This window comes from Bacillus sp. 0102A (assembly GCF_036765155.1).
Lineage (GTDB): Bacteria > Bacillota > Bacilli > Bacillales > Bacillaceae > Bacillus > Bacillus subtilis_G.
Window position 1 is genome coordinate 165,824 of sequence record NZ_JBAIZW010000008.1, and the last position, 24,436, is coordinate 190,259.

The window sequence follows — 24,436 nt, forward strand, 5'->3', positions numbered from 1 at the left end:
CAAATAGACCCCGTATGGATATGATTAAAGTAAAAAAAAGTATAGGAGAAAAAGGTATGGAAGAGCTTTTAGAGAGAGTTTTTTCATTTTCAGATGTTGATAAGCTGATTGACTTCATCAGTTATGAACTGCAAAAACCAGTCATACTGGAAAGCGCAGATTTCTTTTTGTTAGCCTATAATTCTTACTATATTAACCATTTTGATTCTGCCAACCAGCAGACTATTTTTTCAAAAAAATGCCCGGTTCAGATTTTTGAGAGATTTCTGAAGGATGGAGTCATTGAAAAACTGAAAACAGAACCTGAGCCTTTTCGCGTCAATAAAATTGAAAGCATTGGGTTAAACCAGAGAGTGGTCGTGAGTGCGAAACACAAAGGGGATGTCATGGGCTACATCTGGGTTCAGGAGCTGGACCAAAATCTGACGGAAGAAGAACTCGACTTTTTGTATGAGACCTCTTTCCATGTCGGGAAAATCATTTATAAAACGAACAAGCTGAAACAGGAAAAGGAAGAAAAAGCAGAAGATCTTGTCAAACGGGCGATCTATCAGCAATTTACCTCTGAGAAGGAACTCAAACGGGAAGCCGAAAGGATTAACACCGTGCTGCCTTCCATGTTTTCAGTTGTCATCCTGCACGCCGCGAATGGGGATGGGGAAGCGGTTGAGGATTTAAAGGAAAATATCAGGTCGTACCTAAATTTACGGGATAAAGTCAGTCATGTCTTAACGATTGATTCAAATATTGTCATCGTCGTAGCGAGTTTTTCCCAAAAAAGCTCCGTCTCCTCGGCAGCTTCTGAATTTATTAACAAGCTGTTAACACATTTTCACTTTCAAAGAATTCCCACCCCTATTTATATCGGTATCGGAAACGAATATGATCACCTTTTAAAGCTTGGCAAGAGCTACACAGAAGCGCTTGAAGTGATCAAAGCCGCGGAAATCACCGGCAATCAGGAAAACATTCCATATGAATATGCAAAACTCGGTATTTACCGTTATTTAGAAAGCATTGAACAGAAAAATAAATTTTTAAAATACGAGAATAAGGATTTGGCTTTATTAAAAGCGAAAGACCAAGAAAGCAGCACCGAGCTGCTGAAAACGCTGGAAATCTATCTTCTCAACAACTGCAAAACAAAACCAGCAGCAGAACAGCTGTTTATTCACCAGAATACATTGAATTACCGCATCAAACAGATTACTGAAATGACGTCGATAAATTTAAGCGATTTTAGGACACGATGCCAGCTCTATCTCGATTTGATGCTGATGAAAAAGAAATAAAAAAGAAACCAGTCCGTGTACTGGTTTCGTCTTCACTTAAAATCCTCTGTAAACGTACGGATCATCAGGTTTTTTAATGGTGTTCCAGTCGGTCACTTTCACAACAGGAAGCGTTGATTTGAAAGGCTGATAATATTCTGAGGCCAGCGTGCCCTTAATATGAATCCATTCATCATCCTTGATGTTGATGTCCTTCGGAAACTCCACAAGCATCCCGTACACGCCGGAATCAGCGATACAGTGAATGACGCCAAACCTCAACACGAACAGCTGGTTTTTGTTAATCGCATTTCCTTTATACGCAAATCCATGAAAATCAATCGTCCGTCCGAGAAATTCACCAGGATAGTTATATATGGTTTCCATGCCTTTTAGGAAATCATCATCGGTCAGCGAAATCTCTTTCTTGCTGGAATATTTCTTAAACAGCTGTTTCATCTGTTTGTCATAGCTGTCTTGCGCGTAGTAAAGGCTGGCATCAGGCCGCAAATACTGTGTTTGCGAGTAATGGTCTCCGCTTTCCATCGCCTTAAACGAGAACCCTTTTGTTTTGACAATGGATGAGTCAAGCGTCGCAATCGGGAAGAAAATGCCCGACACCAAAGGGAAAAGAAAAACAACATAAATCAAATAACGCTGATAAAATGGCTTGTTTTGTTCATGTTCGTGATCATGGCCGCACCCGCAATCATGATCATGGTGATGCCCGCCTTTTTCAGGCGACTTGATAAATACATACGCTTGAACGACTGTCAGAATGGCCAGCAGGAAGATCGCAATAAAGGAAAGATAGGCATATTTCATATTGATATATTTTGTAAGATTTCCTGAGGCATGCAGATGATAAAAGAAAAACGTAAATCCCATCAGCGCCAATAGTCGAAACATCCACTCACCCCTTTACCAGTAGTGATCCCGCTAAGACGAGCACGACAATGTACGTAATCAGCAGGAAAACAAATCGTTTTTTGAAGGCCGCAAGCATCATCAATAGATTCTTAATATCCACCATCGCACCAAAGACGAGAAAGGCGATTAACGATCCTAATGAAAATGTGCTGCTGAAGGAAGACGCGATGAACGCATCAACTTCTGAACAGAGCGACAAGACAAACGCCAGCCCCATCATCACAAGGGAAGAGGATACATCATTCTGCCCGATCGCAAGCAGAGTGGATGTTTTGACATACGTCTGCATAGCGGCTGCGATAAAGGCGCCGATAATTAAATATTTCCCCACGGAGAAAAATTCATCAATGGCATGACGCAAGGTCCCTCCCAGCTTTTGCAGCAGGGTGTGGTGATGATGGTGGTGATGCCCGGGTTCATGAGGCTTTAAAAGCTGGTTATCTTTAAATTGATAGGATAAGATAATCCCAATGATCACCGAAACCGCAAGCGCCAGTCCGCCCCGATAAAAGACAACGCTCCATCTGTTCCCGAACGCAATAAAAGTAGAAAATAAGACGATTGGATTGATGATCGGCGCGGTCAGCATGAAAGCAACGCCCGCATGCAGAGGAACCCCCTTTAACAGCAGACGCCTCGTTATTGGGATAATGCCGCATTCACAGGCGGGAAATAAAACGCCGGCCAGCGCGCCGAATAGAACGGCGAGAAAGCGATTCTTTGGCATGATCCTTGCAATCATTTCTTCAGAAACAAACATTTGAATGATTCCGGAAAGGATGACGCCAATCAGAATAAACGGAATGGCTTCTATTAAAATGCTGATAAAAATAGAATTCAGCTGAAGAAAAGATGATTGTGCTGTCACAATAAAACCTCCGCTCATGTTAAGCTGCCTCTTATCATACCAGAAAAAAGGCACTGCTTGTTTGACGGAGGAGGGGAAAGGATTGTTTCACTTTGTTTAGGATTCCAAAAACTCGAGTATGATTCTATCTGTTTCTGCAACTTCTTTCCCAAGCCAGATCAGGTGCCCCCATGAGTGAAGCAAACAGAGAGCAGCGTCAGGAATGTGTTTTTTTGCATAATGTGCATGTGACTTGTTGATAAATCCATCATAAACACTTTGCATAATCAGTACGGGGCACGAGATGGCATGCAGCTCCTTTGAAGAGATAGCGGCGGTTTGTGATAAGTCTAGCAGAAATCCTTCACTGGAGCGCTGTCGGCTGTTCATTTTTCGAAATGCTTCTATATCTTTTTCATCCATCATGGACTTGATTCTCTGAAACGAAAGCGTGCTGAATTGCGGGCTCATGGCTTGAAACATTAAACGCGGGAAGGCGTTATTCAAATAAGAAATCAGCTTCCATATCCGCTTTTCCAATGGCGGGCGGAAGAGGATTCTCCCCATTTTATATTCAATGTCTTTTGGAGTGAGCCATTCTTTGGTGACCGCGGATTGCAGGGTCAGAGTGTTCACCCTTTCCGGATATTGTGAGGCAAAGCTTATGCCGCTCGGCCCTCCTGCTGAGATGGCTATGACATGGACACTGTCGATTTGTAAATGATCTAATAGTTTTACATAGAAACGACAGGCGTCAGCAAGACTTTTTCCAATCTCTTTTGACGTTCGTCCGTAACCGGGCCTTGAAGGCGTGATGATGGAATACCCATGCTCAATCAGCGCCGTGTACCCGAATTCCTCATAACAATTTGAATGCCCGCCATGCATGACAAGAATGGGAGCTCCCTTGCCTGTAACAGAATATTCTAGTGTATGTCCTTCGAAGGTGATCGTTTCAACTCGTCTTTTCATCTGTTTCTCCCATTTGTTTTTCTGCCTATTATAGGGTTTTCAACAATTTATCACAAGGAGCAGAAATGAATAAACACAAGTTCGTGAAATATGATATACTTTTTAATGATATTCATTCTCAATTAAAATGATTTTGATATAGATGTGAACGGGAGGCAGGACGGATGGCTGAGAATCAACAGGTGTATGACGTCACAATTATAGGCGGAGGGCCGATCGGGCTGTTTACGGCTTTTTACTGCGGGATGCGGGAGCTGAAAACGAAAGTAATCGAATTTTTGCCGCGGCTCGGAGGGAAGGTATCTTTATTCTTTCCTGAGAAAATCATTCGGGATATCGGCGGAATACCGGGGATTGCGGGAAAGCAGCTGATCGAGCAGCTGAAGAAGCAGGCGGCGACGTTTGATCCTGACATCGTGCTGAATCAGCGTGTGACCGGATTTGAACGCTTGGAAGACGGCAACATTGTGCTGACAAGCTCTGAAGGAGAAAAGCATTATACACGTACCGTGATTTTAGCTGTCGGCATGGGAACGCTTGAGGTGAATGAGTTTGACAGTGAGGATGCAACCCGGTACGCGGGCAAAAATCTTCATTATGGAGTGGAGAAGCTTGATGCGTTTAAAGGCAAGCGGGTCGTGATTTCAGGAGGCGGAGATACTGCGGTCGATTGGGCTAATGAGCTGGAACCGATTGCGGCTTCTGTGACTGTCGTTCACCGGCGTGAGGAATTCGGCGGAATGGAAAGCAGCGTGACGAAGATGAAGCAATCATCGGTGCGGGTGCTCACTCCTTATCGGCTAGAGCAGCTGAGCGGCGATGAGGAGCGTATCCAAAGCGTGACTGTTTGTCATAATGCGTCTGGCCGGAGTGAAGACATAGAGGTTGACGAGCTGATCATTAATCATGGCTTCAAAATTGATCTCGGGCCAATGAAGGAGTGGGGGCTGGAGATTGAAGAAGGCAGGGTGAAAGCTGACAGACATTTGCGGACGAATCTTCCGGGTGTGTTTGTGGCGGGTGACGCAGCTTTTTATGAAAGTAAGCTGAGATTAATTGCCGGCGGCTTTACCGAAGGTCCGACAGCGGTCAACAGCGCGAAGGCTTATTTGGACCCTAAGGCTGAGAATATGGCGATGTATTCAACCCATCACAAAAAATTGGTGCATAAATAAAACAGCCCTTAAGAAAAGGGCTGCTCAAATTGTTGACAAAGTCATAAAACGCATAACTTTGTCATCTTTTCAGCGTGATTGAAAACCCTTGAAGTCTAGGAAGGACGAGCATTGGAGCACAGTGAATGTAGTAATTCGTGAGCACCAACGCGCAGGACTGACAACGAATGCGAGGGTTTGTCGACACGCTGAACAGCCCTTAAGAAAAGGGCTGCCGCAATCAGCTGTGAAGAAGTTTTTTTTCAGCCTGTTGATTCTGAATGAAAGCAAACACTTCATCCTGATCTCGGACCGCTGTGAATCCATAAGCCCCGGCAGCTGTGTCATCGCCTATGCAGATGATGGGAGGCCGGCTTGCTGATGGTTCCAGCGAAATGCCAATTTGTTTGCCTGCGCTGATCAATTGCTGAACGGACGGTTTGCTCGGGCAGATGATCATGTGCAGCGGAGATTCACTGATGGTTCGCTGAATCATGTGGGTGAACCGGTCATCTATGACGTTTTCATGGGTGATATAAAACGTACAGGACTCATGCTTCTGCATGCTTTCCACTGCATGACGGCTCCCGACAACAAGACGTTTTTCTGAATCAGGATGAATGGCGGAGACGAGTAAACCTCGTTTTGCAAGCTCTGTCACTGCTTGTTCAGATGCCGAACTCAGTCGGGCTGTCAGCTGGCGGACGTCGATTTTCTTGGATGCCAGCGCTTGGAAAAATTCACAAACCGCACAGCGCGATGTGAAAACAATGTCTTCAAAGGTGCCGATCTTTCGAAGAACCTCTTCATTGACAGGCATGTTTTCGGTCCGCCATTTCGGCCATTCGGTGACATCGGCACCGGAAGCACGCAGCTTGTCTGCAAGCGGGTCTTCATCATCGCCATGAGTGACAACCATCATGTGCTGGCCGATGAGCGGTTTACTTTCAAACCAGCTGTGTGTTTGAAAATTGACGATATCCCCGATGACGATAATCGCAGGGTTTGTGATCTGGTGTTCCTGTATTTTTTGCTGAATGTTCTCAAGCGAGCCTTTCACACTCCGTTGGCGGCCCCACGTTCCCCATTGGACCACAATGACAGGAACGGAAGGAGATTTTCCGTACGCAATGAGCTGCTGGCAAATATAAGACAAATTCTTAACGCCCATGTAAAAGACAAGGGTTTGAACGCTTCTGGAAAGTCCTTCCCAATCGAGATTCGGCGTTCCTTTTAATGATTTATCATGTGCTGTAATCATGGCAAAAGATGATGCGAAATCCCGATGCGTGACGGGGATGCCCGCATATAACGGCGCTGCAATTCCGGAGGTGATACCCGGCACCATTTCATAGCGGATGCCGTGCTCATAGAGAGCATCTGCTTCCTCGCCGACTCTGCCGAATACGCTCGGATCTCCGCCTTTCAAACGGACGACGGTTAATCCTTTTGATGCTTTTTCAACCAGCAGGGCATTAATTTCTCTTTGTTTCATAAAATGGCGGTCTGGCAGTTTTCCGCAATAAATAAATTGGCAGTCTGGTGATGCGAATTCGAGCAGCTTCGGGTTGGCGAGCCGGTCATATAAAATAACATCTGCTTTCTCCAGCGCCTGTTTCCCTTTGATGGTGAGCAGCCCCGGATCGCCGGGGCCTGCTCCCACGAAATATACGATTCCGTTCTTCATGTCATGTCATCCTTCCGTCACTGTAAAAATGAAGGATCACTTGAAAAGTGATCCGGTCTTTTGATCAATATACGAGATAAACATGTTCTCCTTCGATCAGCGTTTCGTATGTTTTGACGCATCCGTGATCCGGTTCTTGGACGATTCCGTCTTCTAAGGAGATTTTCCAGTCGTGCATCGGGCAGAAAACATATTCGCCGCTGACGATACCTTCCGCCAGAACGCCGCCCTTGTGCGGACAGCGGTTTTCGATGGCGCGGACGCTTCCGTTTGAAAGCTTAAAAACCGCGAGTTCCTTATCTTCAATATACACTGTTTTGCCTAATTGTTCAGGCAATTCTTCAATTTTTCCGATCCATACTTTTGTTGCGCCTTTGTTTGCCATGTTCATTCCTCCTTCATGTTTGTCTTTTGTCATTATGATGTGGTCACGACGTTTTCAAATAATTCTTTAGAGGTTTGTTTATTTTCCAAAAAGCCCTTCCACGGATCCTTGTGGACAGAGAGTGTTTCATTCATTCGGTCGTTCAGCTCCTGCCGCTTTTCTGGATCATTTAACACGGATTGGACATGGGATAAACCGACGCGCTCAAGCCATGCGGATGTACGCTCCAGATAGTTTGCAGTTTCGCGGTAGTATTGCAGATAAGCGCCTGCGTATTCTAAGACTTCTTCATTTGTTTTCACCTTCATCAGCAAATCGCCGGCACGTAAATGAGTTCCGCCGTTTCCGCCGACATAAAGCTCCCAGCCTCCGTCAATGCCGACAACGCCAAGGTCCTTAATGCCCGATTCCGCACAGTTTCGCGGACAGGCAGACACGGCCATTTTCACTTTATGAGGCGTGTTCAGTCCTTCAAATTTTTTCTCGAGCGCAATGCCCAGTGCCATGGAGTCTTGCGTGCCGAAGCGGCAGAATTGCTCGCCTACGCACGTTTTTACTGTGCGGAGCGTTTTCCCGTACGCGTAGCCTGACGGCATATCGAGATCTTTCCATACCCTCGGAAGGTCTTCTTTTTTCACGCCGATGAGATCAATCCGCTGGCCGCCGGTCATTTTAACGAGCGGGATCTCATATTTGTCGACGACATCGGCGATCTTGCGCAGATCTTTGGAATTGGTCACACCGCCGTACATCCGTGGCACGACTGAATATGTTCCGTCTTTTTGAATATTGGCGTGCATTCGTTCGTTAACAAAGCGGGATGTTCGTTCATCCTCGTATTTGGTTGGATTGATCATGCCTAGGTAGTAGTTCAGGGCCGGCCGGCATTTGGAACAGCCTTCTGGCGTTTTCCAGCCGAGCACGTTCATGATTTCTCTTGTATGTGACAGCCCTTTGGCTTTGATTTCTTCTACGACTTCATCTCTCGACAATGTCGTGCAGCCGCAAATTGCTTCTTTCTGCGCTGACGCATCAAAGTCAGATCCGAGCGTATGCTGGAGGATTTCTTCTACGAGCGGCTTACAGCCTCCGCATGAGCGGGATGCACCTGTGCATGCTTTGATCTCATCCGTTGACGAGCAGCCTTTTTCATGTATGGCTTGAATAATCGCACCTTTTGACACGCCGTTACAGCCGCAGATGATTTCATCGTCGCTCATCGCTGCGGTAATGCTTGTGCGTGCTTCTTGGTTGAGAGGCTGTAAGATTGATATTTTAGAGGTTTCAGTGATGTCGGCTTCTTTTTGAATCATAGAAAACAGGCGATTGCCTTCGCTGCTGTCGCCGAATAAAACAGCACCGACAATTTGATTGCCCCTCAGGACGATTTTTTTATAGATGCCGTCCTGCTCATCGAAGACTTTAATTGCTTTTTTCTCCTCTGATTCATCAAAGTCACCGGCAGAGAAGACTTCGACGCCTGATACCTTTAACTGAGTGGAGAGAACGGAGCCTTCATACGGTTTTGTTTCGATGCCGCAAATATGCTTCGCCAGCACTTTTGCCTGTTCATAGAGCGGCGCCACGAGTCCGTATGCGATCCCCCGATGCTCAGCGCATTCGCCGACCGCATAAATGTGCGGGATTTCAGTTTCCATATAATCGTTGACGATGATTCCGCGGTTCACCGGAATGCCACTTTCAGCTCCGAGCGATGTATTCGGGCGGATGCCTACGGCCATGACGACTAAATCAGCTTCAATGCTTGTGCCGTCTGTGAAGCGGAGGCCTTCAACACGGTCATCACCGATAATCTTTTCGGTTTGTTTTTCAAGCAAGAATGTCATTCCTTGTTTTTCTAGCTCGTTTTGCAGCAGGCGTCCCGCTGTTGCATCGAGCTGTCGTTCCATCAGAAATGGCGCGAGGTGGATGACGGACACGTCCATGCCGAGATTCAGCAGTCCGCGGGCTGCTTCTAAACCGAGCAGGCCTCCGCCGATGACGGCTGCTTTTTTATATTGTTTTGACGCGGCGAGCATCGTGTCTGTATCTTTTATGTCCCGGAAAGCCGTGACGCCTTTTTTGTCTGCGCCCGGAATCGGAAGGATAAAAGGAACAGAGCCTGTCGCCAGAATCAATTCGTCATAAGGCTGGATTCTGTCTGCATCTGTGATGACCGTTTTGTTTTCCGGGTCCACCTTGATGACTGTTTCATTTGTATACAATTGAATGTTGTTTTCTTCGTACCAGTCCCAATCATTTAACGTAATATCTTTAATGTCGGTATCGCCTTGAAGCACTTTTGACAAAAGGATTCGGTTGTAATTGGGATGCGGTTCGGCACCGAAAATTGTGATCTGAAACTCGTCTTTTGCAACACTCATTATCTCTTCAATGGCCCTTACCCCGGCCATTCCGTTTCCAACAAGAACTAGTTGTTTTTTTCCCATCAGATGATCCGCTCCTTATCAATGTTTTTTCCAGCGTAGCACAGCAAAAAGGAATATTTAAGATACATGTTATAAAATGTAACAAAATATACGAAAAGTTCTAAAAATTTTATGAAAAATTTAAAGAGGTCTGATTCGGACGGCGCATACTTTAAAACCGGGCATTTTACAGGCTGGATCTAAGGCTTCGCCGATTAAATCATTCACATTTTGAGCATCTGCCCAGTGGATGGGAACAAAAACGGTGTCTTTTCTGATTTGTTCCGATAATTTGCTGCGGACGGTGATGCTTCCCCGCGGTGATTCTATTTTTACGAGCACACGGTCTTCGATATGGAAGGATGCCGCAGTTTGCGGGTGGATTTCCATAAATGATTCAAAATGTCTCGCGGCAAGGGCGGCGCTTTTTCTCGTTTGAACGCCTGTTAAGTAGTGAGACATGACTCGGCCTGTCGTTAAATAAAGCGGATAATCGGCTGTCGGCTTCTCTTTTGGAACGGCCGATTCGTTTGGAATCACACTTAGTGCCGCTTTTTGATCCGGATGGGCAAATGAGTCCGCAAACAAGCGTCCTGTTCCGGGGTGATCAGGTTCCGGACATGGCCAATGAATGCCGCCTTCACGTCTGAGCCTGTCATATGTGATGCCTGAATAATCGGCAATCCCGCCTTGGCTCGCTTCTCTCAATTCATTAAAAATATCCTTAGCTGACGTGTAAGAAAAGTAGCGGCCTTTCCCGAGAGCGGATGCGATGTCACAAATAATCTGCCAATCATGCTTTGTTTCACCGGGACATGGCCGGGTTGCTTCTCTTAATGTCACGCGGCCTTCGACATTTGTCATGGTGCCCTCATCTTCTAAATAAGAGGAGGCGGGCAAAATCACATCTGCGTATTTCGCAGACTCAGACATAAACAAATCGATCGCAACAAAGAATGTCAGTTTTCTCAGAGCTTTTTTGACGAGATTTGCATTTGGGCTGGAGACAGCTGGGTTGGAGCACATAAGGAATAGTCCTTTGATGTCGCCGGCATTGATTTTTTCCATCATTTCATAGGCCGAGACACCTTTTCGAGGGAGTTCATCCTGATGGATTCCCCACACTTTCGCAATATGCGCACGGTGTTGTTCATTTTCGATAGAACGGTAGCCCGGAAGCTGATCGGCTTTTTGTCCATGCTCTCTTGCGCCTTGTCCGTTGCCTTGTCCGGTGATCGCCCCGTAGCCCGAATAAGGTTTGCCGATTTTTCCTGTGATCAGCACCATGTTTAAAAAGCCCTTTACAGCCGCTGTTCCATCGGTTTGCTGTTCAATCCCGCGGGCTGTAAAGAGCATGCCGGACGTTTCTTTCGCAAACTTTACAGCGGCTTTTCGCATGTGCGCCAGCGGGACACTCGTCTGTTCGGCGATCTCATTCAGGCTCAACGAGTCAGTATGCTGCTTCAGCTCAGCGAATCCATTTGTTCGTGATCGAATGAAATGTTCGTTTGCGAGCTGTTCGTCGATGATGATTTTGACGAGACCGTTGGCAAGGGCAGCGTCTGTGCCGGGCTTGATTTTCAGATGAAGATCGGCGATTTTCGTCGTGGCTGTTTCGCGCGGATCAATAGCAATGATGTAAGCGCCGTTTTCTTTCGCTTTTTCAAAGTACGGCATCATCGTAGGCTGGCATTCCGCAATATTGGTGCCGGCCAGAATGATCACACGGGTGTGGGGAATGTCTGATAAGGGATTCGTTAAGCCTCTGTCCGCGCCGAATGTTTGGTTGGCTGCGGTTGCTGCGGCGGACATACATAGCCTCCCATTGTAGTCGATGTATTTTGTCTGTAAGCCAACCCGTGCGAACTTCCCTAACAAATACGCCTCTTCATTCGTAATTGAGGCGCTTCCGTATACAGCCAGGGCGTCATGGCCGTGTTCGTTTTGGATCATCGTCACTTGGTCTTTGATGTGATTCAGTGCTTCTTCCCAGGAAACAGGCAGAAATTCGCCGTTTTTCTTCAGCAGCGGCCGGGTGATGCGGGAGGAGTTCAGGGCATGCTGGTGGGCGTTCATGCCCTTCATGCATAACCGGCCCTGTGTCGTAGGATTATCAATCCCGATCGCTGTGTACTTTTTCCGTGTGACGATGGTTTGTTCCACAAGCTGCATTTTGCACTGCATGCTGCAAAACGGACATTGGGTGTCATACGTTTTTTCTGATTGGATGTCTTGCTGTTTATCACGGAAATATTTAAGCAGTCGTTCAGTCAAAATGCCTCATCCTTTCTTATGTGCGCCAGCCTGTATATGCGGGTTTTGAATCAGTGACAGGTCTGTTTGGAGGTTTTCCAGCAGCTGTGTCCTAAGGTCCTCTTCAAATAGCACTTCTCTGATATGAACGATCCCGAGACGGTCCACCCACTGATGAACGGCTTCTAAGTAATGAGCTGTTTCACGGTAATACTGAACCAGTCCTTTGATCATGCCGGCAGTGCTGTCTGCGCTGTCTGTCACACAAAACAGAGCTCCGGAACGGGCATGAGTTCCCCGGACGCCGCCGATGTAAATGTCCCAGCCAGCTTGCGTTCGAATCGCGCCGACATCTTGTATGGCGGCATCGGTGCAGTCTGTTTCACATGATAAGCTGATAGACATGGAAGCGGGCATGGAAAGCATCTCAAGATGTCTTTCAATCTGGGCTGCCAGCTGCTGAATCGACCGGTTTTGCCCGCATGTACATGCTTTGACACTTTGCAGCGTGCGGCGGTGTTCATTGGTGCAAACGGGCATTTTCAGGTCTTTTTTAATGTTCGGGAGCTCCGCCGGCTTGATCCCGGCAAGCTTCAGTCTTTGGCTATGAGTGATGGATACGTCAGGGATGCTGTATGTCTCGATGATGTCGGCGATATTTCTTAGCTGCTCCGCGTTTGTCATCCCGCCGTACATTTGCGGAATGAGGATGCATGTGTCTTCTGAGGATGATTCCGGCTGAACAAAACCGGCATGCAGATTTTCCAGATAGTATTGAATCGCCGGGACACATTTGCGGCAGCCGTTTTTCGTTTTCCAGCCAAGCTGGCTCATCGCTTCTGCAGGATCGGTGAATGGTCTGCGCTGAAGCTCAGCAATGATGTCGTCTTCCGTCAAATCGGTGCATCCGCAAAATGCAAGTGTATCGGCGGGCTCTGTATATTCGCCGCTGGCCATGTACCTCAAAAAGTCTTCAACGAGCGGCTTGCATCCTCCGCAGGAGCCGGCTGCGTTGGTACAGTGTTTGACTTCCTCAACTGTTGTTAAGCCTTTCGTGTGCACCGCTTCTTCAATCGCGCCTTTAGTCACTGAGCTGCATTGGCAAATCGTTTCACTGGAAGGCATGGATTCAAATAATCTGCCGGTTTTCTCCGGTTCGATGATCTGCTTTTTGACTATGGAGATATCTCGTTGTTTGAGCAGGCTGTCGAGAAGCCGCTGCTTGTCACGTGTGTCTCCGAACAAAATAACGCCGGCCGGTTTGTCATCCTCAAAGAGTGCTTTTTTATAGATGCCTGCTTGTTCATCGTAGATGTTAATACTCGTCGTGCGTTCATCTTCGTGAACCTTTCCGGCTGACCACACATCAATTCCGGCTATTTTTAAAGCGGCAGATGGTGATGAGCCTTGATATCCTTCGCATGGAACGCCGCAAATATGTTTGGCGAGAACGTTTCCCTGTTCATAAAGGGGTGCCGCCAAGCCGTACACCGTTCCGTTATGCTCGGCGCATTCCCCGACGGCATACACATTCGGTTCGCTCGTCTGCATGCAGTCATTCACGATGATCCCGCGGTTCACTTTGATTCCGGCGGATACAGCCAATTCAATATTCGGCCTCACGCCAGCCGCCATCACAATCAAGTCTGCTTTCAGTGAAGAGCCGTCTTTAAAATAGATGCCGTCTGCCCGCGAGTTTCCAGAAATGGATACGGTGTCTTTCTCCAAAAGAAAGGTTAAGCCTTTTCGCTCCAGCTCCGTCTGCAGCAGCCGTGACGCGGTGTGATCGAGCTGTTTTTGCATGATGTAGGCGGAGTGGTGAATGACACTGACATCCATGCCGAGGTGCTGTAAACCGACTGCAGCTTCCAGTCCTAATAATCCGGCTCCGATTACCGCTGCCTTTTGATAGTGTTCGGCCATGCTCATCAACGCTTGGCAGTCTTCTATTGTTCGAAATCCATAGACGCCTTCTTTGTCCGCCCCGGGAATGGGGAGAATATGGGGGGAGGAGCCTGTTGCCAGAATGAGTTTGTCATAAGAAAGGGTTCGTTTGCGATCCGTGATGACCAGCTGCTGATCTGTATCAATTTGAACAACCGTTTCGCCCGCGTAAAGGGTAATCCCGTGCTTGGCGTACCAATCCTTGCTATTCAGTGTAATGTCATCGAGTGACGCCTCCCCCTGCAAAACAGAGGATAAGAGAATGCGATTGTAGTTGGGATGCGGTTCGCTTCCGAAAATGACAATCTCAAACATTTGGCGATTCAGCTTTAAGACTTCTTCAATACAGCGGATGCCGGCCATTCCGTTTCCTGCCAACACCAGTCTTTGTTTCTTCATGTACCAGACCTCCTTTATTGCAGCGTGTAAGTTTTCTCTTATTTAAAATTATGTCAAAATGCTTTGTTAACGCATTAAACGTGTCACAAAAACTTACACATGTCTTTTCCAGAAAAAATTGCTCATATATCATTAATTCAGAAAATTAAAATAATTTTGGGTTAAGAAAGGGGAATCTTATGAAGCTGTCGGAACTGAAAACCAGCGGTCATCCACTCACTTTACTCTGTTCCTTTTTATACTTTGATGTGAGTTTTATGATATGGGTTATGCTTGGGGCACTGGGGGTTTATATTTCTCAGGATTTTGGCCTGTCTCCTTTTGAGAAAGGGCTTGTGGTGGCAGTACCGATTTTAGCAGGATCTGTGTTTCGTATCATTCTGGGTATTTTAACGGACAGAATCGGACCGAAAAAAACGGCAGTGATCGGCATGCTGGTGACAATGATTCCTCTCTTGTGGGGGACATTTGGCGGCCGTTCGCTGCCTGAGCTGTATGCCATCGGGATTCTGCTAGGCGTAGCGGGGGCAAGCTTTGCCGTTGCGCTGCCTATGGCAAGCCGATGGTATCCGCCTCATTTGCAGGGGCTTGCGATGGGGATCGCCGGCGCGGGGAACAGCGGCACTTTGTTTGCAACCCTGTTTGGCCCGCGTCTTGCGGAGCAGTTCGGCTGGCACATTGTCATGGGAATTGCGCTTATTCCTTTGCTGATCGTCTTTATTCTATTTGTATCCTTGGCAAAGGATTCTCCTGCACAGCCGGCGTCGCAACCGCTCAAAAACTACCTGCATGTGTTCGGGCAGAAGGAAACATGGTTTTTCTGCCTGCTGTACAGCGTCACATTCGGGGGATTTGTCGGACTATCAAGCTTTTTATCTATTTTCTTTGTCGATCAATACCAGCTGTCAAAAATTCACGCGGGCGATTTCGTTACATTATGTGTGGCGGCGGGAAGTTTTTTTCGGCCTGTCGGGGGCTGGATTTCAGATCGTGTCGGCGGCACAAAAGTGCTTTCTGTATTGTTTGTCATCGTGGCCCTGTGCATGGCCGGGGTCAGCAGCCTGCCGTCTCTTTCGATGGTCATCGTTCTTTTGTTTGTCGGCATGATGGGGCTCGGAATGGGCAACGGGGCAGTATTCCAGCTCGTGCCGCAGCGCTTCCGCAAAGAAATCGGTATGGTGACGGGAATCGTCGGCGCGGCCGGCGGAATAGGAGGTTTTTTCCTGCCGAACATCTTAGGATCGCTAAAACAGATGACAGGCTCATATGCTATCGGATTTATTACATTTTCCTTTATCGCACTGCTGGCGTTTGCGCTCGTGCTTGCCGCAGGCTATTACTGGAGAAAAAGCTGGAGCGCGGAAAGCAGTCCGGCGGATGTTTAGATTTTCACGGATACGCATTTGTGCGTGTCTTTTTTATTTTCTCTTGATTTTAATCGCTGAACCGATCAAAATAAATAGTAATTATTACGATTTATTGAGAGGGGTTTTCTGATTGAATCAACACACGCTGCTGCCGGAAAAACCGGAGCGTCTTCAATACTTTGGGTCGGTCAGTCCGGTGAAAGGCGAAAAACCTGTAGAAAAAGAGAAAATGAAGGATATGCAAAATATCAAGAAGGATTATTTTTTTGACATTCAGCATGTAGGTGTCGCTAATGTGTCCCATCCGGTCACAATCACTTCTGCCATGGCGCCTGCTGAGCAAACAACGGCTGCGAACTTTACAATGACTTGTGATTTGCGGAGAAATCAAAAGGGAATCAACATGAGCCGGTTAACAGAGCTGCTGCAAGTCTATCATCAAAACGGCTGGGTTCTCTCATTTTGCTCTCTTCAGCAATTTACGAAAGAGCTTGCAGAAAATATGGGTCAGTCATCAGCTTCAGTCGAAGTGCGGTTTCCATGGTTTTTCGAACGGAAAAGTCCGAAGCTTGAGAAATCGGGCCTGATGCATGCTGACATATTGATGTCTGTCACCTATCAAGAAGATCAGCCGTTTAAACAGCGTGCCGGCATTTCAGCGAAAGTAACGACCCTTTGCCCTTGCTCCAAGGAAATCAGTGAATACAGTGCCCATAATCAGAGGGGAACGGTCACTATTTGGGCTGATATTCATCCTTCGGCATCAATGCCAAGCGATTTTAAAGCTGATTTGCTCCACGCCGCGGAATCCAATGCCTCTGCGAGACTGCATCCTGTGCTGAAGCGCCCTGATGAAAAAGCCGTGACAGAAGCAGCATATGAAAACCCGAGATTTGTTGAGGATCTCGCCCGGCTGATTGCCGCTGATTTGTATGAGCTTGAATGGGTGTCAGCCTTTGAGATTGAATGCCGCAATGAAGAGTCGATCCACCTCCATGATGCCTATGCGAAGCTGCGTTTTTCGAAACAGGTGGATCGAATATGAAACTCTCATTATTCATTGCTGCGGTTCTGCTGCCGGCCTGCCTGCTGTCAGCCTGCTCTGGCCATGCGGAAGAACACGCAAGTGCCGATACAAAGAAAACGGAAGAACAAGTAAGCGCTGATAAGAAGAAAATGGCAGAGCACGCAACATTCGATCAAAAAACAGAAAAAACAAGCATTGATTGGACAAAGCCTTCAGGCGGTGAATACCCGGATATCAAGCAGAAGCATGTCTGGATTGATGTAGATGTGAAAAAGCAGAAGGCTTACATCAAAGAAGAAAGCAAAACCCTATATACAATGATTGTCTCGTCAGGACTTGATCAAACAAAGAATGACGCTACGCCAAAGGGCACCTTTCATATCGAACCTGAACGGGGAGAATGGTTTTTCTCCGAAGGATATCAGGAAGGCGCGGAATACTGGGTCTCATGGAAAAACCATGGCGAATTTTTATTTCACAGCGTTCCAATGACAAAGGATAAAAAAGTCATTGAAAAAGAAGCGGAAAAACTAGGAACGAAAGCATCTCATGGTTGTATCAGGCTGACCATCCCGGATGCGAAATGGATATATGAAAACATCCCTGGCCATACGAAAGTTGTGATCAGCTGAATGGAAAGGTGGTTGACAAAAAGGAGAAAAGAACATACGATTTAAATCGTAACAATTACGTTTTATAGAGAGGAGATTCTCCCATGTATAAATGGCTGATCATTGGCGGCGGCATCCAAGGCTCAACCTTGGCTGTGCATCTGGTGAAAAGCGGAAAGGCAACAATTGAGGATCTTGCCATCATTGATCCTCATGAACGGCCTCTTGAATGCTGGAAACGAAACACAGCCCGCATTCAGATGAAATATTTGCGCTCTCCTTCGGTTCATCACGTAGACACAGAGCCGTTCAGCCTGCAAATGTATGCGGATAAAAGCCAATGGCCGGAAGTGTTTTTTGGAAGATATAAGAGGCCCTCGCTGTCGCTCTTCAATGAGCACTGCGAGACTGTCCTGGACGAGTTACATATTGTTCGAGCGTGGAAAACAGGCATGGTAACAAATTTGAGAAGGAAAAATGGGTTATGGGAAGCGGAGACAGATGCCGTTGGAACACTCACGGGGGAACGAGTGGTTTTAGCCATGAGTTTTTCTCATCAGCCTTCTTGGCCGGAGTGGGCAAAACCATTTCAGAATGACGGCATTTATCATGTGTTTGACAGAGATGTGCATGATGTTAGGAATGAAAGTGTGCAAATCGCAATTGTGGGCGGAGGGATAACGGCGGCTCATTACGCCATAAAACTCGCGGATGACGGGCATGATGTGACGATGCTGGTGAGGCATCCCTTCCGAACCTATGACTTTGACAGTGATCCGGGCTGGCTTGGTCCAAAATATATGAAAGCATTCAGTAAAACGTCAGACTATCAAAAGAGAAGGCAATGGATTACAAGCGCCAGGCATCGCGGCTCTTTTCCAAAGGACATTTCAAGAACGCTTGCTGTCTATAGGAAGGAGGGCAGAATAAAAGTCATTCAGGATGAAATTGAGTTTTGTCAAAAAATATATGATGGCAAAATACAGATACACGGTAAGAACAGCGAACCGCCATACGAATATGAGCGTATCGCACTGGCAACAGGTTTTACTTCGGACATCAGCCGGTTCGAGTGGGTACAGAGAGCGGCGGAAGCGGAGCAATTGCCGTATGCAGGCTGCGGTTTTCCGATTGTCGGCCAGGATTTGCAATGGGGAAAAGGATTATATGTGATGGGGGCCTTGGCTGAATTAGAAATCGGGCCGACAGCGAGAAATATTTCCGGAGCGCGAAAAGCTGCTTACACCATTGCACATACGGCGAAGCATACAAGTTAAATCGTAATGATTCTATTTTATTAGGAGGACATCACCATGAAAAAAATTCCGGTTACCGTACTGAGCGGTTATCTTGGGGCGGGAAAAACAACATTGCTGAACAGCATTCTGCAAAATCGTGACGGCTTAAAAATAGCAGTCATTGTCAATGATATGAGCGAGGTGAACATTGACGCGGGTTTGGTTAAGCAGGAAGGAGGCCTTTCCAGAACCGATGAGAAGCTTGTGGAAATGTCAAACGGCTGTATTTGCTGCACGCTTCGCGAAGATTTATTAATTGAAGTCGAGAAGCTGGCAAAGGAAGGGCGGTTTGATTATATCGTCATCGAATCCACTGGAATCAGCGAACCGATCCCGGTGGCGCAAACTTTTTCTTATATTGATGAAGAGATGGGGATCGACCTTACGAAATTCTGTCAGCTGGATACGATGGTGACAGTGGTTGATGCTAACCGTTTTTGGCATGATTATCAGTCAGGCGATAGCCTGCTGGACCGCAAAGAAGCATTGGGAGAAGGGGATGAAAGAGAAATTGCCGACCTCTTGATCGACCAAGTCGAGTTTTGTGATGTTCTGATCTTAAATAAATGTGATTTGGTCAGCGAGCAAGAGCTCGAACAGCTTGAAAAAGTTCTTCGCACATTGCAGCCTAGGGCAAAATTCATTCGATCCGTCAAAGGAAATGTAAAACCGCAGGAGATTTTGCATACAGGATTATTTAACTTTGAGGAAGCGAGCGGATCGGCCGGCTGGATTCAAGAGCTGACTGCGGGTCATGCGGAACATACGCCGGAAACAGAAGAGTACGGCATCTCTTCATTTGTGTATAAGAGACGTTTACCGTTTCATTCCACACGGTTTTATCGCTGGATGGATCAAATGCCAAAGAACGTGGTTCGCGCCAAAGGAATCGTCTGGTGTGCATCTCATAACAACCTTGCTTTGCTGATGTCGCAAGCCGGGCCGTCCGTTACGATTGAGCCTGTATCCTATTGGGTGGCGGCGCTGCCTAAGCTGGAACAGGAGCAAGTCAAACAGCAGGAACCGGAAATTCTGGAGGACTGGGATCCGGAATTCGGCGACCGACTGACACAGCTAGTGTTGATCGGAACAGATTTGGATGAAGAAGAGATTACGAAAGAGCTTGATCAATGCTTGCTGACTGAGTATGAATTTGATTCAGATTGGTCGCTGTTTGAGGATCCGTTCAAGTGGAAGCTGAATCAATAGAAAAAGCGTGTTGGCAAACCCCGCATTCGTTGTCAAGCCTGCGCGCCGGTGCTCACATTAAAAAAGATCAGCGTCTAAATGCTAGAGCGTCCTGCTCAAACGCCGCTGTCACCGACTTCAAGGGTCTGAAAAAAAGACAAAATCCTAAAACGAAAACCGTTTTAGGATTTTAAGCCGTCTCCTGCGGAGCGGCTTTTTTTAATGAAACGTTTGTTTAAACATAATGAGCGTATTTCTTCTCAAGGATATTTTGAAAAGCTGCCGCTGCTGAGCAGATGGCCCAATAGATGAGAGCGGTCAGAATATACATGGTCATGTAATCAAACTCTCTGCCGCCGATGATTTTCGCATGCTGGAGCAATTCCGGCACTGTAATCATCGCAGCGAGAGAGGACGCTTTGATTAAGTCAAGCAATACATTGGCAAGCGGAGGCAGCGCGATACGGATCGATTGCGGCAAAATGATGCCCCTCATCGTCTGCCAATAGGAAAGGCCGAGCGAGGATGCGGCTTCCCACTGGCCTTTTTCAACGGATGAAATGGCTGAACGGTTAATTTCCGCAATGTAGGCGGCGCTGTTAAGGCTAAAGCCGATTAAAGCGGCCGTGACAGCGGAAAATTCAATGCCGATATAAGGAAATCCAAAATAAAGGATAAACAAGATGACCAAGATTGGAACGCCCCGCATAAAGGAGATATAGAGCTTCGCCGGCCATCTTAACAGGGCAAGTGTAGACATTCTGGCGAGTGATATGAACAGGCCGATCGCCGTTCCCGCAAACATGCTCACAAAAGAGATGAGCAGCGTGTATCCAATCCCTTGTATGACATAAGGAAACGATTCAATCGCCAGCTTCGTGTTGAAAATATATTCCCACTGAATGCTATTTATCATGGCGTCCGATTACAAATCAACGTCCTGAACGTCGACTTCCAGTTTCTTTGATACATCTGCTTTATTGAAGAATTGTTTCGACAGCTTAGTCAAAGTGCCATCCTTGCTCATCTCTTTGAATGTTTCGTTCATCTTTTTCTGAAGTGCCGCATTGCTTTTTTTCATGACAAGCGCCTGTTGATTCGGCATGTACTTGATGTCCGGGTGGATCGTAATGTTGAGATCCGGGAATGCTGCGAGCGCAAGTTTCTGCAGGTAATAGTCGTTTAAAATGACATCAGTGCGTCCGTTGGCGACATCTTTTAAATATTGCTCGTTGGTCGCATTATCATAAATCACTTCTTTGGCGCCGTATTTTCTCGCTACATCCATGTAGACTGTCGTAGCCGCGCCAGCCGCTTTCTTCCCTTTTAAATCCTTAAGCGTTTTAATCCCTGATAAATCGTCTTTTCGGACAATTGCTGTGCCATATGAATATTTATATGGAGTGGAAAACGCGAACTTCTTCTCACGGTCTTTCGTTACGTCGATGTCATTTGCGGCTGCGTCAACCTGAGCGCTGTTGACCGCTGTCAGCATCCCGTCAATGCCCATCTCCTTAAATTCAATCTTCAGTCCCAAGCGTTTTGCCGCTTCGCGAACAACTTCAACCTCGTAGCCCGTCAGCTTATCGGAACCAGAATCGGTTTCGTGATAAGAAGTGGGATAAAGCGTACCGGATGTAGCGACAACGATCTTCTCTTTGTCTTTAATCTGATCCCAGCCTGTATCCTTGGAATCGGCTTCATTTTTGCCGGAACAAGCTGCCAATATAAGAAAGAAAGCCATTGTGAAACTGAATATAACGGCTTTTGATTGCATGAATGATTTCACCTTTGTTTCCCCCAATCTGTTAATCAACTAAAAAGATAGCATTGAACATAGAGGGTTGCAATATGTTGATGACGTTTTCAAAAAGTTCGAATTGTGTATACAAAAGCGTTTTAGTGTTTAAATGCGGTTATGACGGGAAGATGTGATAAAAAAGGAGTTGTTCAAGGATGCATGCACTGACATACCAAGGGAAAGAGCATGTTGAGCTGATCTCAGGCCATTATACGTAGTGAAGAAAAATGAAATCGCCCTTCCAGATAAAGTTAAATCTTGCTGATGCTCCTAAGGCATATGTTATAGTCGATAAGAAAGAAGATGGAACATCAAAGTCATATTGAAGACATAATGGGGGAGTCAAATTGAATATTTAAAAACCAGCAGGATTCTGGATCAGACTGGGAGCTTCATTGCTGGATTATATGATTGTCTCGGTGCCTCTTTTGCTGATCTATTGGCTGATTACAGGAAAAGACCCGAACGACAGCATGTTTATCAGTCTGATTGTTCTGCTGTACTCTATTTTGCTGCCGGTGTTTTGGCATGGCTACCTTATCGGAAAAAGAATCTGCGGTATCAGAATCGTAAAAAAAGACGGATCACAAGTCAGCCTTCTAACGATGTTTTTGCGGATTATTGTGGCCGGTCTGGTTTACACCTTAACCTTCGGGCTCGGCTCTTAATCGCCAGCCTGATTCTCATCGCCGTGCGGGAAGACAACCGGACACTGCATGATTTAATCGCTGGAACGTATGTCACTTACGCGTCACCGGGTGAAGAAGAACTTTATACTGACGAACAGATCGGAAAGAGCGAATAATGATTCGCTCTTTTTATTTTGCATGCATAAAAAATGCAATGCAGCAAAACATATGGAAAATAGGATTGGAGGAATAAATTGGATGAAACGAATGAGAACAAACATCATCACAATGTTCATCGCCGCGGCTGTCATTTCTTTGTCCGGTACAGCTGAAGCTGCTGAAAAACAGCAGCAGCCACCCGCAAATGTCAAACTGACAGAACAGGAAAAGAAAGAAATTGAACAGCTCGAAGCAGACATACTCAAAAAGCGCAAAGACGTTATTTCAAAGTACGTACAATACGGTGTCCTGCCTAAAGAAAGAGGAGAACACATCAAAAATCACATGGACAAACACTTTGAAATGATGAAACAAAACGGCTTTGTTCCAAAGGCTCACCCCCATCCGCATAAATTTGAAAAAAGACATTAAGATGGTAAGCATCCAATGGGAATTGGGTGCTTTTTTTATTGTGAAAAAGCTGTTAGAAATCAATAGGTGTAATTGTAGAAAGTAGTATCGTACCTAACAGTTATATCGTATAATGCGATATAAAGGGGTGTATATGATGGAAATGGATTTCATAGCTAAACTAAATCAGCAGTGGACAGATATTTATTATTTATTACATTACAAACATAAAGAAAATATTTCTCACCAGGCAATACGTCTCATGCAGCATATTGAAAAGCAAGGCGAATCAACAATAGGTGCTTTGGCTGAATACTTGTCTGTCTCTCATAATACAGCGTCAGAGCATACTAAACGTTTAATTCAAAAGGGATTTGTAGCTAAACGGCGAAGTCACCAAGATGAACGAAAGGTTTTCGTTTTCTTAACACAAGAAGGAAGGTCTGTTCTTGAACAGCATACACAGCTAGATAAAGAGAAATTAAAAGAAATCATTAAACGAATAAGCACTTCAGAAAAGGAATTACTTGAACAGGCCTTTGAACTTTTAAGTAAGGAAGCTAAACAATGACAATGTTAAGCAAAGTGATCATCTCAGCGGTTATTATCGGTGTTGTAACTGAAATATCAAAAAGACATCCGACCTATGGAGGGATTATTGCCGCTTTACCCTTGGTCAGTTTATTAAGCCTTTTTTGGATGCAAATACAGGGTGAAAAAACAGCTCAGTTAAGTCAATTTGCATCTGGTGTGCTTACCGGAATTCCAGCTACAGTTTGTTTACTCGCTATTTTGGCGCTTTTGCTGAAAATTCATGTGCCATTCTGGTTAGCGTTATGCGCTGGAATACTAGGATGGGCTGTGTTTTTATGGATACAGAAGATTTTTCTCAATATATTATGTAACTGAGTGATAGAAAGGAGATGCCATGTTTTTAAAAAAGATTACTCTTCTTCGAGATAAGATTTCGGACTTCGACAGATTTCCTTTTTCTATCCCGGCTATAAGTCAATTAAATGAAGTTTTATTTACTAGCCAAGTGACTTTTTTTGTGGGGGAAAATGGATCTGGTAAATCTACTTTGCTTGAAGCGATAGCGGATAAGTGTGAATTCAATACAGCGGGAGGAAGCCGAAATAATCTCTATGAATTACAGGAGTCAGACTCTCTTTTAGGAGATTACATACGCTTATCTTGGCTTCCAAAGGTAACAAATGGCTTCTTTTTAAGAGCTGAATCGTTTTATCATCTTTCTCTTCATCTTGATGAGATGGAAAAAGATGCTCCGCAGCCATACCGTTCTTATGGAGGGCGGCCGCTACACAAGCAATCACATGGAGAGTCTTTTATGTCTCTATTCCGTCATCGTTTTAAAGAAAAAGCGATTTATCTTTTAGATGAGCCGGAAGCGGCACTTTCTCCGGCTAGGCAGCTCGCTTTTTTGAGAGTTGTACATGATTTGGTGAAGGGTGGAAATGTACAGATGATCATTGCGACTCACTCTCCGATCCTGTTGGGATATCCCAATGCTAATATTTTAAGCTTTGATGGTGGAAGAATACATCATACAGAATATGAGAATACAGAACATGTTCAATTAACACGATATTTTCTTGGACAAAGAGAAAAAATATTAGCTGAGCTGTTCCGCGATTAACATAGAGTTGATATGAA

Annotated in this window: 22 protein-coding genes and 1 pseudogene; 13 read left to right on the forward strand and 10 right to left on the reverse strand. The window is 45.9% G+C overall.

The window, feature by feature from the left end; genetic code table 11:
* Positions 1–56 precede the first annotated feature (56 nt).
* Entirely contained in the window at positions 57–1,292 is a 1,236-nt protein-coding gene (putR, locus tag V6D41_RS18050; protein WP_087993146.1) for a proline utilization transcriptional regulator PutR, read from the forward strand.
* A gap of 36 nt (positions 1,293–1,328) precedes the next feature.
* Here putR and V6D41_RS18055 read toward each other — a convergent pair whose 3' ends face one another.
* From V6D41_RS18055 to V6D41_RS18065, 3 genes are all read right to left on the reverse strand, one after another.
* Positions 1,329–2,180: a TIGR03943 family putative permease subunit gene (locus tag V6D41_RS18055; protein WP_333519158.1), complete on the reverse strand. Its 852-nt coding sequence runs from the start codon at positions 2,178–2,180 to the stop codon at positions 1,329–1,331.
* Between the two features lie 4 nt (positions 2,181–2,184).
* Entirely contained in the window at positions 2,185–3,069 is an 885-nt protein-coding gene (locus V6D41_RS18060) for a permease (protein WP_148962936.1), read from the reverse strand.
* A 96-nt stretch (positions 3,070–3,165) separates the two neighbouring features.
* The gene (locus V6D41_RS18065; RefSeq protein WP_333519159.1) at positions 3,166–4,020 is read right to left on the reverse strand and encodes an alpha/beta fold hydrolase; all 855 of its coding nucleotides are present in this window, start codon (positions 4,018–4,020) and stop codon (positions 3,166–3,168) included.
* A 164-nt stretch (positions 4,021–4,184) separates the two neighbouring features.
* Between V6D41_RS18065 and ffoR the strand changes: the two genes are divergently transcribed.
* Complete coding sequence (gene ffoR, locus V6D41_RS18070; protein ID WP_333519160.1) at positions 4,185–5,195, forward strand: ferredoxin--NADP(+) reductase; 1,011 nt, start codon at positions 4,185–4,187, stop codon at positions 5,193–5,195.
* Positions 5,196–5,415: 220 nt separating this feature from the next.
* Here the strand turns inward: ffoR and cobA are convergent, their stop codons facing one another.
* From cobA to nirB, 5 genes are all read right to left on the reverse strand, one after another.
* A complete protein-coding gene (cobA, locus tag V6D41_RS18075) occupies positions 5,416–6,861 on the reverse strand; it encodes a uroporphyrinogen-III C-methyltransferase (RefSeq protein ID WP_333519161.1) in 1,446 nt (481 codons plus the stop codon).
* Positions 6,862–6,925: 64 nt separating this feature from the next.
* On the reverse strand, positions 6,926–7,246 hold the full coding sequence (nirD, locus tag V6D41_RS18080) for a nitrite reductase small subunit NirD (protein ID WP_333519162.1): 321 nt from the start codon (positions 7,244–7,246) through the stop codon (positions 6,926–6,928).
* 32 nt (positions 7,247–7,278) lie between these two features.
* On the reverse strand, positions 7,279–9,696 hold the full coding sequence (nasD, locus tag V6D41_RS18085; protein ID WP_333519163.1) for an NADPH-nitrite reductase: 2,418 nt from the start codon (positions 9,694–9,696) through the stop codon (positions 7,279–7,281).
* Positions 9,697–9,816: 120 nt separating this feature from the next.
* A complete protein-coding gene (gene nasC, locus V6D41_RS18090) occupies positions 9,817–11,949 on the reverse strand; it encodes an assimilatory nitrate reductase catalytic subunit NasC (protein WP_333519164.1) in 2,133 nt (710 codons plus the stop codon).
* A 6-nt stretch (positions 11,950–11,955) separates the two neighbouring features.
* Entirely contained in the window at positions 11,956–14,271 is a 2,316-nt protein-coding gene (nirB, locus tag V6D41_RS18095; protein WP_333519165.1) for a nitrite reductase large subunit NirB, read from the reverse strand.
* Between the two features lie 179 nt (positions 14,272–14,450).
* Here nirB and V6D41_RS18100 point away from each other — a divergent pair, with 179 nt between their 5' ends.
* The 6 genes from V6D41_RS18100 (at position 14,451) to V6D41_RS18125 (ending at position 19,956) form a co-directional block, all read left to right on the forward strand.
* Entirely contained in the window at positions 14,451–15,656 is a 1,206-nt protein-coding gene (locus V6D41_RS18100; RefSeq protein ID WP_333519166.1) for an MFS transporter, read from the forward strand.
* A gap of 112 nt (positions 15,657–15,768) precedes the next feature.
* Positions 15,769–16,683, forward strand: coding sequence for a GTP cyclohydrolase FolE2 (gene folE2 / locus V6D41_RS18105; protein ID WP_333519167.1), 915 nt, complete (start codon positions 15,769–15,771; stop codon positions 16,681–16,683).
* Complete coding sequence (locus tag V6D41_RS18110) at positions 16,680–17,297, forward strand: L,D-transpeptidase (RefSeq protein WP_333519168.1); 618 nt, start codon at positions 16,680–16,682, stop codon at positions 17,295–17,297. Before folE2 ends, V6D41_RS18110 begins: the two co-directional genes overlap by 4 nt.
* Positions 17,298–17,380: 83 nt before the next feature.
* Entirely contained in the window at positions 17,381–18,553 is a 1,173-nt protein-coding gene (locus V6D41_RS18115) for an NAD(P)-binding domain-containing protein (RefSeq protein ID WP_333519169.1), read from the forward strand.
* A gap of 36 nt (positions 18,554–18,589) precedes the next feature.
* The gene (zinU, locus tag V6D41_RS18120) at positions 18,590–19,783 is read left to right on the forward strand and encodes a zinc metallochaperone ZinU (RefSeq protein WP_333519170.1); all 1,194 of its coding nucleotides are present in this window, start codon (positions 18,590–18,592) and stop codon (positions 19,781–19,783) included.
* Positions 19,765–19,956, forward strand: a complete 192-nt coding sequence (locus tag V6D41_RS18125) for a hypothetical protein (RefSeq protein ID WP_333519171.1) — start codon at positions 19,765–19,767, stop codon at positions 19,954–19,956. The genes zinU and V6D41_RS18125 overlap by 19 nt, the downstream gene beginning before the upstream one ends.
* A 41-nt stretch (positions 19,957–19,997) precedes the next feature.
* On the opposite strand, the gene V6D41_RS18130 is transcribed toward V6D41_RS18125, so the two are convergent.
* Both V6D41_RS18130 and V6D41_RS18135 read right to left on the reverse strand, forming a co-directional pair.
* Positions 19,998–20,678 (reverse strand): amino acid ABC transporter permease, encoded by a 681-nt coding sequence (locus V6D41_RS18130; protein WP_148962949.1) that lies wholly within the window; start codon positions 20,676–20,678, stop codon positions 19,998–20,000.
* Between the two features lie 9 nt (positions 20,679–20,687).
* Positions 20,688–21,551, reverse strand: a complete 864-nt coding sequence (locus V6D41_RS18135; RefSeq protein ID WP_333519172.1) for a transporter substrate-binding domain-containing protein — start codon at positions 21,549–21,551, stop codon at positions 20,688–20,690.
* Positions 21,552–21,970: 419 nt separating this feature from the next.
* Here V6D41_RS18135 and V6D41_RS18140 point away from each other — a divergent pair.
* The 5 genes and pseudogenes from V6D41_RS18140 (at position 21,971) to V6D41_RS18160 (ending at position 24,419) form a co-directional block, all read left to right on the forward strand.
* Positions 21,971–22,368: pseudogene (locus V6D41_RS18140) on the forward strand (RDD family protein).
* Positions 22,369–22,450: 82 nt separating this feature from the next.
* Positions 22,451–22,783 (forward strand): YckD family protein, encoded by a 333-nt coding sequence (locus V6D41_RS18145; protein ID WP_333519173.1) that lies wholly within the window; start codon positions 22,451–22,453, stop codon positions 22,781–22,783.
* Positions 22,784–22,919: 136 nt separating this feature from the next.
* A complete protein-coding gene (locus V6D41_RS18150) occupies positions 22,920–23,333 on the forward strand; it encodes a MarR family winged helix-turn-helix transcriptional regulator (RefSeq protein WP_333519174.1) in 414 nt (137 codons plus the stop codon).
* On the forward strand, positions 23,330–23,671 hold the full coding sequence (locus V6D41_RS18155; protein ID WP_333519175.1) for a DUF3147 family protein: 342 nt from the start codon (positions 23,330–23,332) through the stop codon (positions 23,669–23,671). Before V6D41_RS18150 ends, V6D41_RS18155 begins: the two co-directional genes overlap by 4 nt.
* A gap of 19 nt (positions 23,672–23,690) precedes the next feature.
* Positions 23,691–24,419, forward strand: a complete 729-nt coding sequence (locus tag V6D41_RS18160; RefSeq protein WP_333519176.1) for an AAA family ATPase — start codon at positions 23,691–23,693, stop codon at positions 24,417–24,419.
* Positions 24,420–24,436: the final 17 nt, after the last annotated feature.

Bases quoted from the DNA above. Each gene is read 5' to 3' on its own strand.
- putR (WP_087993146.1), top strand. From the start codon at position 57: ATGGAAGAGCTTTTAGAGAGAGTTTTTTCATTTTCAGATGTTGATAAG.
- V6D41_RS18055 (WP_333519158.1), bottom strand. From the start codon at position 2,180: ATGTTTCGACTATTGGCGCTGATGGGATTTACGTTTTTCTTTTATCAT.
- V6D41_RS18065 (WP_333519159.1), bottom strand. From the start codon at position 4,020: ATGAAAAGACGAGTTGAAACGATCACCTTCGAAGGACATACACTAGAA.
- ffoR (WP_333519160.1), top strand. From the start codon at position 4,185: ATGGCTGAGAATCAACAGGTGTATGACGTCACAATTATAGGCGGAGGG.
- cobA (WP_333519161.1), bottom strand. From the start codon at position 6,861: ATGAAGAACGGAATCGTATATTTCGTGGGAGCAGGCCCCGGCGATCCG.
- nirD (WP_333519162.1), bottom strand. From the start codon at position 7,246: ATGGCAAACAAAGGCGCAACAAAAGTATGGATCGGAAAAATTGAAGAA.
- nasD (WP_333519163.1), bottom strand. From the start codon at position 9,696: ATGGGAAAAAAACAACTAGTTCTTGTTGGAAACGGAATGGCCGGGGTA.
- nirB (WP_333519165.1), bottom strand. From the start codon at position 14,271: ATGAAGAAACAAAGACTGGTGTTGGCAGGAAACGGAATGGCCGGCATC.
- V6D41_RS18100 (WP_333519166.1), top strand. From the start codon at position 14,451: ATGAAGCTGTCGGAACTGAAAACCAGCGGTCATCCACTCACTTTACTC.
- V6D41_RS18110 (WP_333519168.1), top strand. From the start codon at position 16,680: ATGAAACTCTCATTATTCATTGCTGCGGTTCTGCTGCCGGCCTGCCTG.
- V6D41_RS18115 (WP_333519169.1), top strand. From the start codon at position 17,381: ATGTATAAATGGCTGATCATTGGCGGCGGCATCCAAGGCTCAACCTTG.
- zinU (WP_333519170.1), top strand. From the start codon at position 18,590: ATGAAAAAAATTCCGGTTACCGTACTGAGCGGTTATCTTGGGGCGGGA.
- V6D41_RS18130 (WP_148962949.1), bottom strand. From the start codon at position 20,678: ATGATAAATAGCATTCAGTGGGAATATATTTTCAACACGAAGCTGGCG.
- V6D41_RS18145 (WP_333519173.1), top strand. From the start codon at position 22,451: ATGAAACGAATGAGAACAAACATCATCACAATGTTCATCGCCGCGGCT.
- V6D41_RS18150 (WP_333519174.1), top strand. From the start codon at position 22,920: ATGGAAATGGATTTCATAGCTAAACTAAATCAGCAGTGGACAGATATT.
- V6D41_RS18155 (WP_333519175.1), top strand. From the start codon at position 23,330: ATGACAATGTTAAGCAAAGTGATCATCTCAGCGGTTATTATCGGTGTT.
- V6D41_RS18160 (WP_333519176.1), top strand. From the start codon at position 23,691: ATGTTTTTAAAAAAGATTACTCTTCTTCGAGATAAGATTTCGGACTTC.